The organism is Rhodoferax ferrireducens, from assembly GCF_049302455.1.
GTDB lineage: Bacteria > Pseudomonadota > Gammaproteobacteria > Burkholderiales > Burkholderiaceae_C > Rhodoferax > Rhodoferax ferrireducens_B.
In genome coordinates this window covers 1-16,684 of the sequence record NZ_JBAQMD010000084.1, presented here as the reverse complement: position 1 = coordinate 16,684, position 16,684 = coordinate 1, and the positions used below count along the sequence as shown (strand labels likewise).

Here is a 16,684-nt window from a genome sequence, read left to right as displayed (position 1 = left end):
GGCATTGCCCCGGTATTTGACGCAAAACCAGCTCAAAGCATGGTTTTTGGAAAATCTTCACTTCGATGAAAACCGTGAAAACACGCGCCGTTGCTGGGGTTGACGGGTTTTCTGTCAAGCACTAGTTAGAGCCCAAATTAGTCCAAACCCATTTGCGAACCCTGAACTTAGCCGTCGGTCACAGACTGTTTGCTTTTAGCCATCCTCAGATTTTGGGGAAGCGTATACGACTGATCATCAATGAGCCAGAGAGCGCAAACAACAAGACCATTGGGTGCAGTATGAAACCAGCCATTGCGATCTGACCCAACCAAAGTGACGTGCCCAGAGCACCTTGCGTGGCCGCAACAAACATCAGCACGACCAGCAGCAGCGACGTCGGGATAGGCGTTCCCTCGAAGTATTTCACTTTGTCTTGTCCTTGAGAAAGCGCTTCGGCCGTCACGTTGTAGCGCGCCAGGCGCGATACGCCGCACGCAACAAAATAGGTCAAGACAATGCGGTCGTACAGGCCCTGCATGCCGCAACCATACGCAATCACGGCCGGGGCTACGCCAAAAGAGATGATGTCAGCGAGTGAATCAAGCTCACGACCCATAGGCGAGGTTTTCTGTCGCCACCGCGCAATCCGTCCATCCATCACGTCAAATACCATAGCGGCCAACACCAGCCCACAGGCAAAGTAGATATGGATGACATCACTGGTTTGCAGGTAGGTCATCATGGAAAACATGGCGCCCGTGCCACATATGGCATTGCCTAGCGTAAACCAATCGGCCAGATGGAACTCCCGAATCATCGAAAAAGTCTTTGTCATAGTGCGTGTCCTCACAGCAAGCAGGTTACTCCACTTTTTTGAAAATTTGCAGTGCCTGAAACGCTGCGCTGGCATACTCTAAGCCCGTGACAGACGCAACTCCCTCCCCACTTGCAGCCCCGGCGCCCGACAGGCCCGGCGCACAGGCCATGGCGCTGGCGTCAGTGGCGGCGGCTGGCCATTTCGACGAACTGCGCGGTGCCACCGCCCCCGGTGCTGGCCCGGCCGACACAGAGCTGGCGGACTCAAACGCTGACAAAGGCCCGCTAGCGCCGGCGTGGACTCGGTTCTTTGAGCATTTGGCGGACAAGACCGCGCTTGACCTGAACCAGCGCGCCGCCAGTCTGGCGCGCCAGGTCCGCGACAACGGCGTCACTTGCAACATCCATGCCGACGAAGACGGGCTGCAGCGCCCCTGGTCGCTGGACTTGTTTCCGCTGATCATTGAGCCCGACAGCTGGCAGCAGATTGAGTCTGGCGTGCTGCAACGCATCCGGCTGCTGGAGCGGATCATGGCCGACATCTACGGGCCGCAGCAGTTGCTGATGAAGGGCTGGTTGCCACCCGCGCTGGTGCAGGGGCACCCTGGCTACCTGCGTGCCATGCACGGCGTCAAGCCGGTCGGCGGCATGCATTTGCACCTTGCGGCCTTCGACCTGGCGCGCGGTCCGGATGGCAACTGGTGGCTGGTGGGCCAGCATTGTCAGGCGCCATCGGGTTTGGGCAATTTGCTGGGAAACCGGCTGGCGGTTGCCAGCCAATTTCCCGAGGCCTTTCAGGACCTGCGCGTGCAAGGTCTGGCCGGCGCTTACCGCGCCCTGATGGACAACCTGAAAACGATGTGCCCGAGCGGGGCGAACGCGCACCTCGCCTTGCTCACCCCCGGCCCTTACAACGAAACCTATTTTGAACAGGCCTGCCTGGCGCGTTACCTGGGCTTGAGCCTGGTGGAAGGCAGCGACTTGATCGTGCGCGACGAGCGGCTCTACCTCAAGACCCTCAAAGGCCTGGTGCCGGTGCATGGCCTGTTGACGCGGGTTGACGATGAGTACCTGGATCCGCTGGAGCTGCGCGCTGACTCCGCCCTGGGCGTGCCGGGCTTGTTGCAGGCCATCCGCGCAGGCCATGTGCTGGTGGCCAATGCGCCGGGCTCGGCTTTTCTGGAGTCGCCCGCCCTGCTCGGCTTTTTGCCCGCCGTGTCACGCCATTTGCTGGGCGAAGAGCTGCAATTACCCGCCCTGCCCACCTGGTGGTGTGGTGAACGCCCGGCCCTGGCAGATGCCCTGCCCCGGCTGCGCGACAGCGTCATCAAAGCCACCTACCCCGGCTCGCCCGTCCACAACAGTTTTGATGCCGTGCCGGGATGCTGCCTGTCAGCGCGCGAACTCGACGAATGGGCCGGGCGTATCGCGCGTCAAAGTGAAGCACACACGATTCAGGCTTACCTGCCCTTATCTCAAATGCCAACCTGGCAGACAGCAGCGCCAGCCACCAGCGCGAGCAGAGCGGACGCTGGCGGTGGGTCTGCGGGTCAAATGCTGCCCCGCTCGGTCATGCTGCGGGTATTTGTGGTCTCAAGCGGCTTGCAGTCCTGGCGCGTACTGCCGGGCGGACTGGCGCGCGTGGCCAGCGCCACGGCAGAGCTTGCCGCCATGCTGCGCGTCGGCCGCAGCGCCGACGTCTGGGCACTGACCCACGGCGAAGCTGACCAGACGACACTGTTGCAGCCGGACATGACAGCGGCTTCGGTGGCGCAGCCCAAGCGACTGGTCACCAGCCGCGCAGCAGAAAATCTCTTTTGGCTGAGCCGCTACACCGAGCGTGCCGAAAACGCACTGCGTCTGGCCCGCCTGACGCTGGAATGCCTCAACGGCGAAGAGCAGTCGTCGCCGGCCTTGCTGGCGTGGCTTGGCGACATGGCGCTGGCCAACACACTGGTGCTGCCGGGTGTGCCGTCGCCCGCCCAGGCGCGCCGCGTCTTTGAGCGCTCGCTGATCGCCAGTCTGGGCAGCAGCGACGGCGCGACCAGTGTTGGCTATTACCTGCGAGCCCTGAAAATGGCCGCCTCCAGCGTGCGCGAACAGTTGTCGCCAGCGCATTGGCGCGTCATTGTCCGGGCCGAAGAAGAGTTGTTTGCAGGCTGCGCTGAGCACACCAGCAGCGGCGACTTCTCGTCGCAGGCGGCCCTGCAACTGCTGAAAAACACCAGTGAGCACATGGCCGCCATCACCGGCGCCCAGACGGATCGCATGACGCGCGACGACGGCTGGCGCTTGCTGAGCCTGGGTCGGCATATTGAGCGTCTGGGGTTTTTTGCTGGCGCCCTGGCGCGCGGCTTTGAGACCGGCAGTGTGCACACCGAAGGGGGCTTTGAAGCCATGATGGCGCTGTTTGACTGCACCATCACTTTTCATGCCCGGTACCCGCAAAGCCGTGACATGGCCGCCCTGCTTGACTTGCTGGTGCTTGACCCCCACAACCCGCGTTCCTTGGCTTGGGCGGCACGCGCGCTGCGCGGGTGTCTGGCCGAGTTGGCCGACGGTGCGCCCGGTCAACTCGGCGCCTTGTCATTGCGCGTGCCCGACCCGCAGACGTGGGACCTGGCGCAGCTGTGCGAAACCCGGCCATCGGGTTCAAACGGGTACTTCTTTGCGCTGAACGATTTGCTGCTGCAGTGCTCGGGGGTGGCCATTGATGTATCGAATGCAATCAACAGCACCTACTTCACGCATTCGGGAGAAATCAACGGGAGCGTGGGCCCATGAAACTGAGCGTAACCCACGAAACCCGCTATGACTACGCGCCAGCGGTAGAAACCGCGCAGCACATGGCCTACCTGCAACCCCTGAATACGCGAGGTCAAAGGCTTCTGGAACACACGCTGCAGATCGACCCGATACCGGCCCAGATCAGCCGGACACAAGACGTCTTTGGCAACACCCGTTGTTATTTTTCACTGCTGACACCGCACACGACCCTCACGGTGGTGGCACACAGCGTGGTCGAGACGATCGATTCTTCACCACCTGCAAGCAGCATCAGTTGGGAGCAAACCCGGGAGCTGTTTCGGTATCACTCGGGAGGGCGCTTTGACGCCGCGACAGAATTTGTATTTGCTTCACCCTTTGTGCCCCGACACAGCGAATTTGCCGCCTACGCGCAGCCCAGTTTCACCACCGGCACCGGCGTATTGGCCGCAGCGCAGGACTTGATGCAGCGCATTCACAGCGACTTTGCCTACGAGAACCAGAGCACCCAGATCAACACCCCGGCGATAGAGTCGCTGGCGCAGCGCAAAGGGGTATGCCAGGATTTTGCCCACATCATGATTGCCTGCCTGCGGGCCATGGGGCTCGCGGCACGCTATGTCAGCGGCTATTTGCTGACCCAGCCCGCGCCGGGCACGGTCAAACTCAAAGGCAGTGATGCATCCCACGCCTGGGTGTCGGTGTATGTTCCGGATCTGCCCGAGGGTGCGCGCTGGTTCGATCTGGACCCCACCAACAACCGCAGTGGCTGGCACTCCCCCGGCGCAGACTATGTCACGCTGGCCCTGGGACGCGACTTCTCGGACGTGTCGCCGATTCGCGGCGTCATCCACGGCGGTGCCAACCATACCTTGCTGGTCGGGGTAACAGTCGAGGCGGCCCCCACCGGAAAGTAAGTAAAATACTACAATTTAGATAGCTACACCCGCTTATTCGACGGGGGCTAGAGGCCGATTTCATTCATAAACCCACAAAGGAAGCGCTATGAGCATTTACGCCAAACTCACCCAACTCAACATCACCCTGCCGCCCGTCGCCGCGCCCGCCGCGGCTTATGTGCCGTTTGTTCAAACTGGCAAGCTGGTTTTTTTGAGCGGTCACCTGGCCAAGAAAGACGGCAAGGTCTGGGTCGGCCAATTCGGCAAAAACATCAGCATCGAGGACGGCAAAGCCGCTGCCCGCGCCATCGCAATTGATCTGATGGGCACCTTGCATGCGGCGGTGGGTGACCTGAACCGTATCAAGCGCATTGTCAAGCTCATGTCACTGGTCAACTCCACCGGTGACTTTACCGAGCAGCATCTGGTGACCAATGGCGCCAGCGAACTATTTGGTGAGGTCTTTGGCGACAAAGGTGCCCACGCCCGCAGCGCCTTTGGCGTGGCCCAAATCCCGCTGGGTGCATGCGTGGAAATTGAACTGATTGCTGAAGTGGAGTGATCTAAAACAAGTTTTAAAGGGTTGGGGACAGAGCTTGCGGACATCCGATGATCAGTTGAGGACAGAGCTTGTTCACTCCGTGTAACTGCGGTCTGTCCCGCAAATTCTAAAATGTTGAGGACAGAGCTTGCTCACTTTGTGTAGCTGCGGTCTGTCCCGCAAAGTTTCAGAAGGTCTCCCAATCTGCATCGGCGGGTTGGGTAGGCGCTGGGGCCGGTTTTTTGACTGCTGACAAGGCAAGCGGTTTTCGGGCCGGCACAGCGGCACGGGTATGGCCCAGGGCGGCGCTGGCAGGCTTGGGTTTGGCCAGCGGCTGCGGCCGTTTGTAGGGGAGCGCACTGGCACGCGGTGTGATGTCCCGCGTCGGGCGCGGCTGCACGGTCACCGCCGCACCGCTGATCTTGAACACCGACACTGCTTGCGCCAGCTGGCTGGCTTGCTCGCGCAGGCTCTCGGCGGCAGCGGCACTCTCTTCGACCAAGGCGGCATTTTGCTGCGTCATCTGGTCCAGGTTGCCAATGGCCTGATTGACATGGGCAATGCCAGTGCTTTGCTCGCTGGACGCGGCCGTGATCTCGCCAATGACATCGGCCACCTTGCGCACCGACTGCACAATGTCGCTCATGGTCGTGCCCGCGTCAGACACCAGCTTGGTACCCGAGGCCACCTTATCGACCGAGGTGCCAATCAAGGTCTTGATTTCTTTGGCCGCCTCGGCGCTGCGCTGCGCCAGGCTGCGCACTTCGCTCGCCACCACGGCAAAGCCGCGCCCCTGTTCACCGGCCCGCGCCGCTTCCACCGCCGCATTGAGCGCCAGAATATTGGTCTGAAACGCAATGCCGTCGATGACACCAATGATGTCGGCGATCTTCTTGCTGCTGACATTGATCTCTTCCATTGTGGAGACCACTTGCTGGACCACCGCGCCGCCCTTCTCCGCCACCGAGGACGCATTGGCGGCCAGCACGCTGGCCTGGCGTGCGTTGTCGGCACTTTGCTGCACGTTCGTGGTCAACTGGTCCATGCTGGAAGCGGTGGATTGCAGGTTGCTTGACGTTTGTTCGGTACGCTGGGCCAGATCATTGTTGCCGGTGGCAATCTCGGCGCTGGCCGTCGCAATGCTATCGGTGCTTTGGCGCACCTGATTCACCATCCGCCCGAGCGACTCATTCATGGCGGCCAGCGACCTCATCAGATCACCAAACTCATCGCCACGCGAGGTATCAATCTGCATGCTGAGATCGCCTTGCGCAATGCGGGCGGCCAACTCATTGGCTCCAAGCAGTGGCTGCCGTATGGAGCGGATCAGCCAGGCCGCGCCGCCCAGAATAGCGGCCACCAGCAGAGCCATCAAGATGCTGGACATGGCGATCAGCTCTTTGGCCCGTTGCGCGTAATGGGTACGCGTTTTTTCGTAAGCCTGCTCTTGCAGGGCCACAAAGTCACGCTGCGATTTTTGATAGGCCGACATCGCTGGCTGATAGAGCGTATTGATCGTCGTGGTGACCTCGGCCGGCAGACCATCGGCACGCTGCTTCATGGCCAGTGCCCGTGTCTCCAGCACAAGCTTGCGGTTATTGGCAATGGTCTGGAGCTGACTGCGGTCAGTCGATGTGAGTTCGCCCGCTTCAATGCTTTTTTGAATGCCGCCAATTTGAGCCGAGGTGTTTGCTATTGCATCTTTCAGGCCGATTTCTACCGTAGGGTCACTGCTAAGCAACACCGCTTGGGAGCGCGCCGCATTGGTTTCTGTCAGACCGGACCATTGGCTGGCGAGTTTGATCTTCTGATTGAGCGCCTCCAGAATAGCCGTGCTTTCCACGCGATCACTGGCGGAGCGAGAAGCGGTGTAGCCCACCACCAACGCCAAACCCAACACAATCAGGCCGACGGCCAGCCACAACTTGGCGGCCAGGCGCATGTTATTCAAATTCACGGCGTATCTCCAATAATGATGTTGTCGCAGCATCTTACGATAGGCAATTGCCGCTCGAAATTGCGGCCGTGCCGTCTGAAGCTGCCAGCCCTGTCAAAGTCGCTTAATACACTGACTTTGCACCGCCAGCAATTGCGCGGCGCTCACAGCCTGCGGCGCAATCTCGGCCAGTGGCACCAACACAAAGGCGCGTTCCCCCATACGCGGGTGCGGAATCGTGAGTGCCTCACTCTGGATGCGGGCGTCGCCATAGGTCAAGAGATCCAGGTCCAGTGTGCGCGGGGCGTTGCGAAAGGGACGCTGGCGCCCGGCTGCTTGCTCCAACGCCTGCAACTGCGCCAGCAGAGCCGGCGCCGTCAAGATCGTCTGTAGCTCGACCACGGCATTCACATAATCCGGGCCGCCGGCGTCCAGCGGCGCGGTTTGATACAGGGAGGAGCACTTGACCAGACTGACGCCGTGGATCAGCGCCAGGTCATTCACGGCCTTGAGAATCGTTGCCTGCGGGTCACCCAGATTGGCGCCCAGCGCAATATAGGCAGTGACCGGGGTTTGCTCCGGCGCGCTCAAACGCCCGCGTCCGGCGCTTGCTCGCCAACGTTCCGGGGGCCGTTGCTGCGTCTGCGGCGGCGGCGTTTTTTGGGTGCATCAGTCGCGTCGGCCACTGCGCTCAAAGCGGACTGGTCATCCTGCGTATCAGAAACAGCATCACGCGCCACGGACGGTGCCGCTTGCGCCGCATCGGGTGAAACGCGCGGCGCAGGTGCCTTGTGCACGCGCGGCGCCCGCTGGCGCTGCTGTTGCTGCTGTTCTTCACGGACCTGATCCACCATGTCCTGGCGCAGGTTGTCATCGGCCAGGCTGAACTCCTGCCACCAGTCGGCCAGCACCTCGTCGATCTCGCCGGTTTCAGCGCGCAGCCGCATAAAGTCAAAGGCGGCGCGAAAGCGCGCCTGCTCGACCAGACCAAAGGGCGCACTGCCCACGCGCTTCTCAAAGCGGGGCTGCATCATCCAGATTTCACGCATGTCACCGCCCAATTTGCCGCGGCCCGATACATCGCCAATATGGGAATTGAACACATCTTCGATCGCATCCTGCAGCGCCGGATGGGCATGCTGGCGCTCGTTGATGCGTTTGGCCCAGCCGTCACGCACATCGGCCCACAAAACGCAGGCCAGCAGGAAACTGGCCACCACCGGCTTGCCTTCGCCCACGCGGCGGTCGGTGTCTCGCAAGGCGGCCCTGACGAAGGCTTGCTCAGCGCGCTGCACCACCACGTCAAGCAGCGGATAAATGCCGCGCGCCATACCCAGTGCTTTGAGCTGCTCGATCGAGGCCAATGCATGGCCGGTTTGCAACAGCTTGAGCATCTCGTCAAACAAACGGCTCTGCGGCACCTCGGCCAGTAGCTCTTGCGACTTGACCAGCGGCGCCGCCGTTTTGGCTTCGAGCTTGAAGCCCAGGCCGCTGAGTTTGGCGGCAAAACGCACGGCACGGATGATGCGCACCGGGTCTTCGCGGTAGCGCGTCGCCGGGTCGCCAATCATGCGGATCACCCTGTTTTTCGAATCTTTGATGCCATGGTGGTAATCAACCACAATTTGCGTTTCGGGGTCGTAGTACATGGCGTTGATGGTGAAGTCGCGCCGCACCGCGTCTTCTTCCTGCGGGCCCCAGACGTTGTCGCGCAGCACACGGCCGCTGGAGTCGACCGCGTGTTTCATCCCGGCCAACTCGCTTTTGCTGGTCTTCTCGTTGCCCGCCACCTGTTCGGCGGCCGCGTTGTCCATGTAGGCGCGGAAGGTGGAGACCTCAATCACCTCGTGCTCGCGGCCACGTCCATACACCACGTGCACGATACGAAAGCGCCGCCCAATGATGAAAGCACGCCGGAACAAGCCCTTGACCTGCTCCGGGGTGGCATTGGTCGCCACATCAAAGTCTTTAGGTGCCAGGCCGACCATCAGGTCGCGCACAGCGCCACCAACGACATAAGCCTCGAACCCTGCATTTTTAAGGGTACGCACCACGTTGAGCGCGCGCTCATCGACCAGTTTCGGATCGATACCGTGCACCGCCACACCCACCTCTTCGCGCTTGCCAAATTGAGGTTTTTTGCCTTTGGTTGACGTTTTGCCTAATAACCGGTCAATAAATTTTTTAATCATATTTTTAATATTTTGTGGGACAGACCGCAGCTACAAATCGATCATTTTGCGGGAAAGACCGCAGTTACACGCAGTGAACAAGCTCTGTCCTCAACTAATCATCAGATGTCCGCCAGCTCTGTCCTCAACATTTTGTAGGCATCTCTTCAAAACAGATCAAGTATGCGCCATCCACGCTCGCTGGCCACGGCCCGCAAAGGCGCTTCCGGGTTGGTGGCCACGGGGTGCGTCACGCGCTCCAGCAGGCTCAGATCGTTCATGGAGTCACTGTAAAAAGTAGTCTCCACATCGGCCCAATCCAGCTGGCGGCTGGCTAGCCACTGCGTCACTCGCGTGATTTTTCCTTCCCGGAACGAGGGCACGCCGACTATTTCGCCCGTGATCCAGCCGCTACCCCCAGGCGCCGTGTCGCGCTCCAGTTCAACCGCAATCAATTCGCCAACGCCGAAGGCCTGCGCAATCGGGCGTGTCACAAAGTCATTGGTGGCCGTGACGATCAGCACCTCATCGCCCGCCTGCTGGTGTTGGCGCACCAGTGCCACTGCCTGCTCCTTGATGACGGGGGCCACCACCGTCTTCATGAACTGAACATGCGCCGCTTGCGCATGAATCGGCCCCTGCTGACGCAGCGCCGCGGTGGCAAAGCGCACGTACTCATGAATGTCAAGCGTGCCAGCCTGGTAATGGGCAAAAAATTCATCGTTGCGCTGGTTGAACTCCAGCGGATCGGTCCAGCCGATGGTGCTGGTAAAAACGCCCCATGCGTAATCAGAATCAATCGGCAACAAGGTGTGGTCAAGGTCAAAAAGGGTCAATTTCATGGGTCGATTGTCAATTACGTGTTGTCCATCATGGATTTGATCAGGGGAATGGTAATCGCCCGCTTGGTTTGCAGGGCGTAGCCGTCAATCAGGTTCAGCAACTCCATCAGATTCCCCAAGTCACGGCTGAAGCGTGTCAACATGAAGTCCATCACCTCGTCGCTCAAAAACAGCCCGCGCGCATCGGCCGCCTGGCGTAAAACGGCGCGCCGCTCCGGCTCACTGAGCAGTTGGAGCTGAAACACATGGCCCCAACCGAGCCGGGTGCGCAGGTCATCACGCAATTTCAGGTCAGCCGGCGGCAACTCACCGGCCGCCAGCACACCGCGCTGCCAGGTTTGGGCATTGATGAACCAGTTAAACGCGGCCTGCTGCTGCACCGCGTTGTAAAAATGCACGTCGTCCATCAGCACCGCCGCCCAACGCTCATCGAATTCCGGCGGCTGCTGCACGCTGGCGTCGAGCCAGCCCACACTGGCGCCCTGCACGCGAAGAGCCTCCTGTACCGCCTTGAGCAAATGCGTTTTGCCGCTGCCAGCACTGCCAAAGAGGTAAATCGGCACGGGTGAACGCGCCGATGCACCGGCACCGTCGCCAACCCAGATTTGCAGATGGCGCAGAGCCGCCTCATTCGGGCCAGCAAAAAAGCTGCTCAACGTAGGGCCGGTCGCCAAGCCAATATCCAGGGCAATTTGTTTCATAAGTGTGCGCAGACGGCCCTTTTTGGAGTGAAAGTAAATTGCATCTGGCGGACTGAATACATACCCTTAAAATCTTGCCAAATTCTATCGGGCTCCAGGCTCGCGCTTTTTTCCACCCCACGGCCTGCTTGCATACGCCCTGCCAACGCATTTTTCAAGGCATCTTTCATGACCCACATTAACGCTTCCTCTGCTTCCCCCCTTTCCTACAAAGACGCCGGCGTTGACATTGACGCAGGTGACGCCCTGATTGAGCGCATCAAACCCCTGGCCAAAAAGACCATGCGCGAAGGCGTGCTGGCGGGTATTGGCGGCTTTGGCGCCTTGTTTGAGGTGCCAAAGCGCTACAAGGAGCCGGTGCTGGTGAGCGGCACCGACGGTGTCGGCACCAAGCTCAAGCTGGCGTTTGAGTGGAATATGCACGATACGGTCGGCATTGATCTGGTCGCCATGAGCGTCAACGACGTGCTGGTGCAAGGGGCCGAGCCCTTGTTTTTCCTGGACTACTTTGCCTGCGGCAAGCTTGATGTGGACACCGCCGCCGCCGTGGTGGGCGGCGTTGCCAAGGGCTGCGAGCTGTCCGGCTGTGCGCTGATTGGCGGCGAAACCGCTGAAATGCCCGGCATGTACCCGGCGGGCGAATACGACTTGGCCGGTTTCTGTGTCGGCGCAGTCGAAAAGTCAAAAATCCTGACCGGCGCGGCTATCAAGCCCGGCGATGTGGTCATGGGCCTGGCCAGCAGCGGCGTGCATTCCAATGGCTTCAGCCTGGTGCGCAAGTGCATTGAGCGCGCGGGTGCCAATGCCCCGGCCACGCTGGACGGCAAACCGTTCAAACAAGCGCTGATGGAGCCCACCCGCCTGTATGTCAAAAACGTGCTGACCGCGCTGGCTGCCCACCCCATCAAGGCACTGGCCCACATCACCGGGGGCGGTTTGCTGGAAAACATCCCCCGCGTGCTGCCCGAGGGCACCGCGGCGCACTTGACGAAGGGCAGCTGGCCGCAAACCGAGCTGTTTGCCTGGCTGCAAAAAACGGCTGGCATTGACGACTTTGAGATGAATCGCACGTTCAATAACGGCATTGGCATGGTGGTGGTGATTGATGCGTCACAAGCCGCCGCCTGTGCGGCCACACTGCGCGCCGCAGGTGAAACCGTGTATGTCATTGGTGTGATCGCCGCACGTGGCGACGATGCGGCGGTACTGGTGCGCTAACGTTAGTCTGACCCGAGCGCTGGATGGACACCCCGCTGCGCAAAATTCCCCCCAGCATCTGGGCGCTGGGCTTTGTCAGCCTGCTGATGGATGTTTCCAGTGAGCTGATCCACAGCCTGCTGCCGGTCTTTATGGTGACCACGCTGGGCATCAGCATGTTTGTGGTCGGACTGATTGAAGGCGCAGCCGAAGCCACGGCGCTGATCATCAAGGTGTTTTCCGGCGCTTTGAGCGATTACTGGGGCAAGCGCAAACCGCTGGCGGTGCTGGGCTACGGCCTGGGGGCGTTTTCCAAGCCGCTGTTTGCCCTGGCCACCTCCAGCGGCTGGATCATCACGGCCCGTTTGCTGGACCGCGTGGGCAAAGGCATCCGCGGTGCGCCACGTGATGCTTTGGTGGCCGATATTGCACCGCCCGAGCTGCGCGGCGCCGCATTTGGCCTGCGCCAGTCGCTTGACACGGTGGGCGCGTTTTTGGGGCCCACGTTGGCAGTCGTCTTCATGCTGCTGTGGAACGATAACTTTCGCGCCGTGTTCTGGGTGGCGACTGTGCCCGCCTTCATGTGTGTGGCGCTGCTGGTGTGGGGCGTCAAGGAGCCTGATCAACCCATCACAACCAAGCGCAGCAACCCGATCAGCCGCGCCAACCTGGCCCGCCTGAGCCCTGCTTACTGGTGGGTGGTGGGCGTGGGTGCAATATTCACGCTGGCGCGGTTCAGCGAGGCTTTTTTGGTGCTGCGCGCGCAACAAGGCGGCCTGGCGCTGGCCTGGACGCCGCTGGTGCTGATCGGCATGAACATCGTCTACGCGTCTTGCGCCTACCCGTTTGGCAAGCTGGCCGACAAAGTGCGCCACACTTCCTTGTTAGGCTGGGGGCTGCTGCTGTTGATCGGCGCTGACTCTCTATTGGCTTACAGCAACAGCGGCGTGGTGTTCTGGGCTGGCGTGGCGTTGTGGGGCTTGCACATGGCCATGACGCAAGGCCTGCTGGCGGCCATGGTGGCAGACACTGCACCAGCGGATTTGCGCGGCACCGGCTACGGATTTTTCAACCTGCTCAGCGGCGTGGCGATGCTGATCGCCAGTGGGCTGGCAGGCTGGCTCTGGCAGGGCTGGGGCGCGTCGTTCACCTTTGTGGCCGGCATCGGCTTTGCGGCGCTGGCGTTGTTGCTGCTGGTGCTGCAGCCGCGTGGCTTGGCGCGTTAACGTTTGAATTCACCGGCTTGCGTGGCTTTTCGCGCAGGTCCGGTTGACTGCCGGGTTAGAGCCCGGCAGCAACATTGCTATTCGCCCGATAGTGCTTCAAAAGCTCTTCGTTTCCCGACAGTACTTCGAGCATCATCTGGAGCATGAGGACAGGGCCGGGAACAATGCCTTCTTCATCGATTTCCTTTCCGTCGAAGTCTGGATTAACTGGAATTTCCATATTCACAACCCACCAGACTTCAATTTTCTTGAGCAGGGCAATCAACTCTTGGAATCTCTCGACGTGATGGAAATCCTTGCCACCCATGACCATTGCGGGTAACTCGTGGGCGAGCAAATTTCTTGTAGTTCTAATGCGCTCGAATGCCTGACGGTCATTCTCGTCAACCACATTGTTCACGGATAGCCAATCGAGCGAGGCAAGCAATGGATTCTTGTTTCTGGAAAGAACAACCGTCTCGTACTTTTCGTCGATGACATCGCCACCCGCGTCAAAGCCAACCATGTAGAAAGAGCGAATACGGCCAATAATTGATTCTTTCAGCAGTTCGAAGGCAGTAACGTACAAGGAAGCGGAAATCAACTTCTCCTGCATTACCGCAGGAGTCAGCAACTGTTCCCATTGTTCCGTAGCCGATGACATAGGGCTCTAACGTGAAGCTAAGGGGCGCGCCGAAGGCGCGTCCCAGCGACCGGAGGGAGCGAACTTGAGCGTCGGGTTAGGCCTCATCGTGCCAAGCCAACAATGAAGGAATAGCCGAGGATCCCGGCGCCTGCCAACGCACCACCAAGCGCGACCGCGACCGTAATTGCCCAAGCGACTAAGAACCCACCGAGCCCTGCGTGTTGCGATTCTTCAAGCTCGGTAAGTGCAGCCAAAAGTCGTTGTGGATTGGCTCGAACTTCAGGCACCCGCAATACAGCGAGCTTCTTAAATACTGAGCGTGTTACTAAAATCATTTTAAGGACTTCGAATAAGACGAACGACAACAGTGAGACAAGGACCAAGAGCGCTGACCAAAGCGCCTGCTCCTTTGAAAGGAACTCTTTGGATAGCTGCCAGAGTGCGAACATGCCGGCGTAGCCACCAAAGATAATGACGGTCGTGTAGCTAGCAGCCTTGTCATACGAAACCGTCAGCAGCTTCAGTTGCGCCTCAGCGATTTGGGAAGCAACCTTCTCTTGTTGCTGCTTGGCGATGTACTGCAGCGCTTCCGGTAGGTTGGTTGGTGTTTGCATTGCTTCTCCTGTGTGGCCTCTTAAGTAACTTCAAAAATATTCATACAAATCAACGATCTAAATTCAAGTTTCTTCGGCACGGAGTCCGGGCACGGCCGGCTGGATCGCTAACGTTTGAATTCACCGGACTGCGCGGCTTTTCGCGCAGGTCCGGTGGAATGATTGGTTGGGCGGCATTTTGGCAACGTTGATGAATTGATCATGAATGCACCTTCTCATGCCGTTCCAGCATTAGTACGAATTGGGCAATTTTCTTCGCGCGTGTTTCGGCCTTCTTAGCGGTTTGAATTCTGAACAGAATGGCGTATCGATTCCGACTATCAAGGGTTCCAAAGAAGTTCTTAGCTCGTGTATTGCTGTCCAGTGCGGACTGGAAGTCACTTGGTACTGTGGCCTTACTGGCTGAGTCATACGCAGCGTCCCAGCGCCCGTCACTTTTGGCGCGCTCAACTTCTTGGAGCCCAGTAGGTTTCATTTTTCCCGTTTTGATCAGGGCAAGTGCCTTGTCCTTATTGATCTTGGACCAAACGCTTTTATCCGAGCGCCGAGTGAATTTCTGGAGCCAAAACTGCTCGTTGTGGGTCTGCTTTTGTCCATCTATCCATCCGAAGCAAAGCGCGACCTCAATGGCTTCATCGTACGAAACTGACTGTATTGCGACGCCTTTTTTCGCGAGTTGCAACCATAGTCCGGGCGACGTGCTGTGGTTTTCTGCCAACCAATTGGCCCAGTCTCTCTGTTGCTCAAAGTGCTGAATCGGCAGAGTTGTGGATGACTTGGCTTGAGGTTTCACTTTAGATTTTCCGAAGTGGCCGCAGGCAAGCTTACGCAGCGTAATACGCACCGCCAGGCGGGCTTGCCAACAGGGGCATGATTACAGCGATTTTTTCAGGTGGAATGACCTTCACCGAAGCCTGATGCGCAGAAACCGAGTCCCACACTTCAATGACCACGAACTTGTTCAGCCTTTCCTGATTTTGAAGAACCTGACACGACCTGCAACCTTGCGACTGTTCAATGAAGGAAACGATCGACATCAGGAACTCATGGAGACCGGTAGCCCTCCTTCCTTGGCTTCGAACTTATTGATTCGCGTAACGCTCATTGAATGCTGGCGGAACGTCCCTCTCGAAATATTAGATTTCGTCACGCGGGTGACACTCCTTTGCCAAGATTGCAGGGCAAGCAAAGTGTCCGAAGGTTATCCACAACGGTTGCACCACCACGTGCCCACGGGTGAATGTGATCTATGTGCAATACGACGCCTCGCGTGATGGCCGGTGACGAACCACAAGTTACGCAACGGAAGCTATCCCGCTTAAGCACGTAGTAGCGGAGCGCTAAGGGAATGTCTCTTGGGCCTCTATCCGAAGTAACCAGAGAGAGAGGAGCTTTTACAGAAGCTGATTCTGGCACCGCAATGGGAGCAGGGGCGTCACCATTAACCCGCTGAACGAAAGCTTGTAGTGCCTTGCGCCAAGTTCCCCACCGACGGACATATGCCTTTGATCCGACTTGGGATGGGTCTTGATTCATCTCGTCGTGCTGCGGTGGACGACCGTAGTGTGTCCAGACAGCGAGCATGTTTTCAAAGCACTCCTCGTCCGTATAGCGTTTGGCAAGCGGAGATTGGCTCATGCCAGCAGCCAGTAGAGCTGATTTCCATGAGCCGAAAATGCGCCGAACGGGTGTGCCTGTAACACCGGTGTGCGCCAGGAACTCCTGAATTGTGATTGTTTCCTTCTTGAGCGTGGCGGCAGTAGCCGCCATCGCACTTAAAATTTCTTCACGCGTTTTGCTTAGGTTGCTACCGTCAATTCGTTCGGTAAGGCCGGCCACCTCTAAGGCGCGCCTCCAGCCCCCGAAGCGCTTTTGTAGCGTTGAGCCGTGAACCTTGGCAAGAGCAGTGAATTGACCAATAGTCAGCGTTGGCGTAGCGACGAGCGCAGCGACTCGGCGTAGTTCTTCAATCAGCGCCTGATCGTCATATGACTCAAGGTGGTCAAGTTCGAAATGCATGGCTCAGAAATCTAACGAATGAAAGGGACTTCCCAGTCCCAAGCGAGCCGAGCTCCGTCAGGGTTGCGGTTTACGGCTACAAAGTGCCACGATGGAGAGGTCAAAATTTTCATCAACTTACTTGAGAGGGGAAATCATGGCTATCGTAACCGTTGGAATTGACCTCGCGAGGAACGTTTTCGCCGTGCATGCGCATGATGGTGGCCAAGTTCGTGGTGCCCTACCCCTGATGGCCACCCAAATTCCCCCACTTGTGGCCACCTCAAATTCCCCCACCCTGAGCGCGGCGTGATGGCTGGTTAAACCTGGCTATTGCACCGCCTGGGTCAATACCCGGCAGGACGTTACC

Annotated in this window: 16 protein-coding genes and 1 pseudogene; 6 read left to right on the top strand and 11 right to left on the bottom strand. The window is 59.0% G+C overall.

The window, feature by feature from the left end:
- Positions 1–205: 205 nt before the first annotated feature.
- Positions 206–799: a CDP-diacylglycerol--serine O-phosphatidyltransferase gene (gene pssA, locus WA157_RS14670; protein WP_422621671.1), complete on the bottom strand. Its 594-nt coding sequence runs from the start codon at positions 797–799 to the stop codon at positions 206–208.
- Positions 800–966: 167 nt separating this feature from the next.
- Between pssA and WA157_RS14665 the strand changes: the two genes are divergently transcribed.
- The 3 genes from WA157_RS14665 to WA157_RS14655 all read left to right on the top strand — a co-directional run bounded on the left by WA157_RS14665 (position 967) and on the right by WA157_RS14655 (position 5,025).
- A complete protein-coding gene (locus WA157_RS14665) occupies positions 967–3,582 on the top strand; it encodes a circularly permuted type 2 ATP-grasp protein (RefSeq protein ID WP_422621670.1) in 2,616 nt (871 codons plus the stop codon).
- Positions 3,579–4,481 (top strand): transglutaminase family protein, encoded by a 903-nt coding sequence (locus WA157_RS14660; protein ID WP_422621669.1) that lies wholly within the window; start codon positions 3,579–3,581, stop codon positions 4,479–4,481. The genes WA157_RS14665 and WA157_RS14660 overlap by 4 nt, the downstream gene beginning before the upstream one ends.
- An 88-nt stretch (positions 4,482–4,569) precedes the next feature.
- The gene (locus WA157_RS14655) at positions 4,570–5,025 is read left to right on the top strand and encodes a RidA family protein (protein ID WP_422621668.1); all 456 of its coding nucleotides are present in this window, start codon (positions 4,570–4,572) and stop codon (positions 5,023–5,025) included.
- Positions 5,026–5,191: 166 nt separating this feature from the next.
- On the opposite strand, the gene WA157_RS14650 is transcribed toward WA157_RS14655, so the two are convergent.
- The 5 genes from WA157_RS14650 to hda form a co-directional block, all read right to left on the bottom strand.
- Positions 5,192–6,994, bottom strand: coding sequence for a methyl-accepting chemotaxis protein (locus WA157_RS14650; protein WP_422621667.1), 1,803 nt, complete (start codon positions 6,992–6,994; stop codon positions 5,192–5,194).
- A 60-nt stretch (positions 6,995–7,054) separates the two neighbouring features.
- Positions 7,055–7,531 carry a 2-amino-4-hydroxy-6-hydroxymethyldihydropteridine diphosphokinase gene (gene folK, locus WA157_RS14645; RefSeq protein ID WP_422621666.1) on the bottom strand — a complete coding sequence of 159 codons (477 nt, stop codon included), beginning with the start codon at positions 7,529–7,531 and terminating at the stop codon, positions 7,055–7,057.
- A complete protein-coding gene (pcnB, locus tag WA157_RS14640) occupies positions 7,528–9,132 on the bottom strand; it encodes a polynucleotide adenylyltransferase PcnB (RefSeq protein WP_422621665.1) in 1,605 nt (534 codons plus the stop codon). The genes folK and pcnB overlap by 4 nt, the downstream gene beginning before the upstream one ends.
- A gap of 146 nt (positions 9,133–9,278) precedes the next feature.
- A complete protein-coding gene (locus WA157_RS14635) occupies positions 9,279–9,953 on the bottom strand; it encodes an HAD family hydrolase (RefSeq protein WP_422621664.1) in 675 nt (224 codons plus the stop codon).
- 14 nt (positions 9,954–9,967) lie between these two features.
- Entirely contained in the window at positions 9,968–10,654 is a 687-nt protein-coding gene (gene hda / locus WA157_RS14630; RefSeq protein ID WP_422621663.1) for a DnaA regulatory inactivator Hda, read from the bottom strand.
- 168 nt (positions 10,655–10,822) lie between these two features.
- On the opposite strand from hda, the gene purM reads away from it, so the two are divergent.
- The gene (gene purM, locus WA157_RS14625; RefSeq protein ID WP_422621662.1) at positions 10,823–11,872 is read left to right on the top strand and encodes a phosphoribosylformylglycinamidine cyclo-ligase; all 1,050 of its coding nucleotides are present in this window, start codon (positions 10,823–10,825) and stop codon (positions 11,870–11,872) included.
- Between the two features lie 23 nt (positions 11,873–11,895).
- Positions 11,896–13,077 carry an MFS transporter gene (locus tag WA157_RS14620; protein ID WP_422621661.1) on the top strand — a complete coding sequence of 394 codons (1,182 nt, stop codon included), beginning with the start codon at positions 11,896–11,898 and terminating at the stop codon, positions 13,075–13,077.
- A 55-nt stretch (positions 13,078–13,132) separates the two neighbouring features.
- Here the strand turns inward: WA157_RS14620 and WA157_RS14615 are convergent, their stop codons facing one another.
- The 5 genes from WA157_RS14615 to WA157_RS14595 all read right to left on the bottom strand — a co-directional run bounded on the left by WA157_RS14615 (position 13,133) and on the right by WA157_RS14595 (position 16,335).
- Complete coding sequence (locus tag WA157_RS14615) at positions 13,133–13,720, bottom strand: hypothetical protein (protein WP_422621660.1); 588 nt, start codon at positions 13,718–13,720, stop codon at positions 13,133–13,135.
- A gap of 83 nt (positions 13,721–13,803) precedes the next feature.
- Positions 13,804–14,316 carry a hypothetical protein gene (locus WA157_RS14610; protein WP_422621659.1) on the bottom strand — a complete coding sequence of 171 codons (513 nt, stop codon included), beginning with the start codon at positions 14,314–14,316 and terminating at the stop codon, positions 13,804–13,806.
- A 199-nt stretch (positions 14,317–14,515) separates the two neighbouring features.
- Complete coding sequence (locus WA157_RS14605) at positions 14,516–15,109, bottom strand: YdeI/OmpD-associated family protein (RefSeq protein ID WP_422621658.1); 594 nt, start codon at positions 15,107–15,109, stop codon at positions 14,516–14,518.
- A gap of 31 nt (positions 15,110–15,140) precedes the next feature.
- Positions 15,141–15,353: a putative quinol monooxygenase gene (locus WA157_RS14600; RefSeq protein WP_422621657.1), complete on the bottom strand. Its 213-nt coding sequence runs from the start codon at positions 15,351–15,353 to the stop codon at positions 15,141–15,143.
- A gap of 109 nt (positions 15,354–15,462) precedes the next feature.
- A complete protein-coding gene (locus WA157_RS14595; RefSeq protein ID WP_422621656.1) occupies positions 15,463–16,335 on the bottom strand; it encodes a homing endonuclease associated repeat-containing protein in 873 nt (290 codons plus the stop codon).
- Positions 16,336–16,471: 136 nt separating this feature from the next.
- Here WA157_RS14595 and WA157_RS14590 point away from each other — a divergent pair.
- A pseudogene (locus tag WA157_RS14590) lies at positions 16,472–16,591 on the top strand (IS110 family transposase); the annotation flags it as partial.
- Between the last annotated feature and the right edge of the window lie 93 nt (positions 16,592–16,684).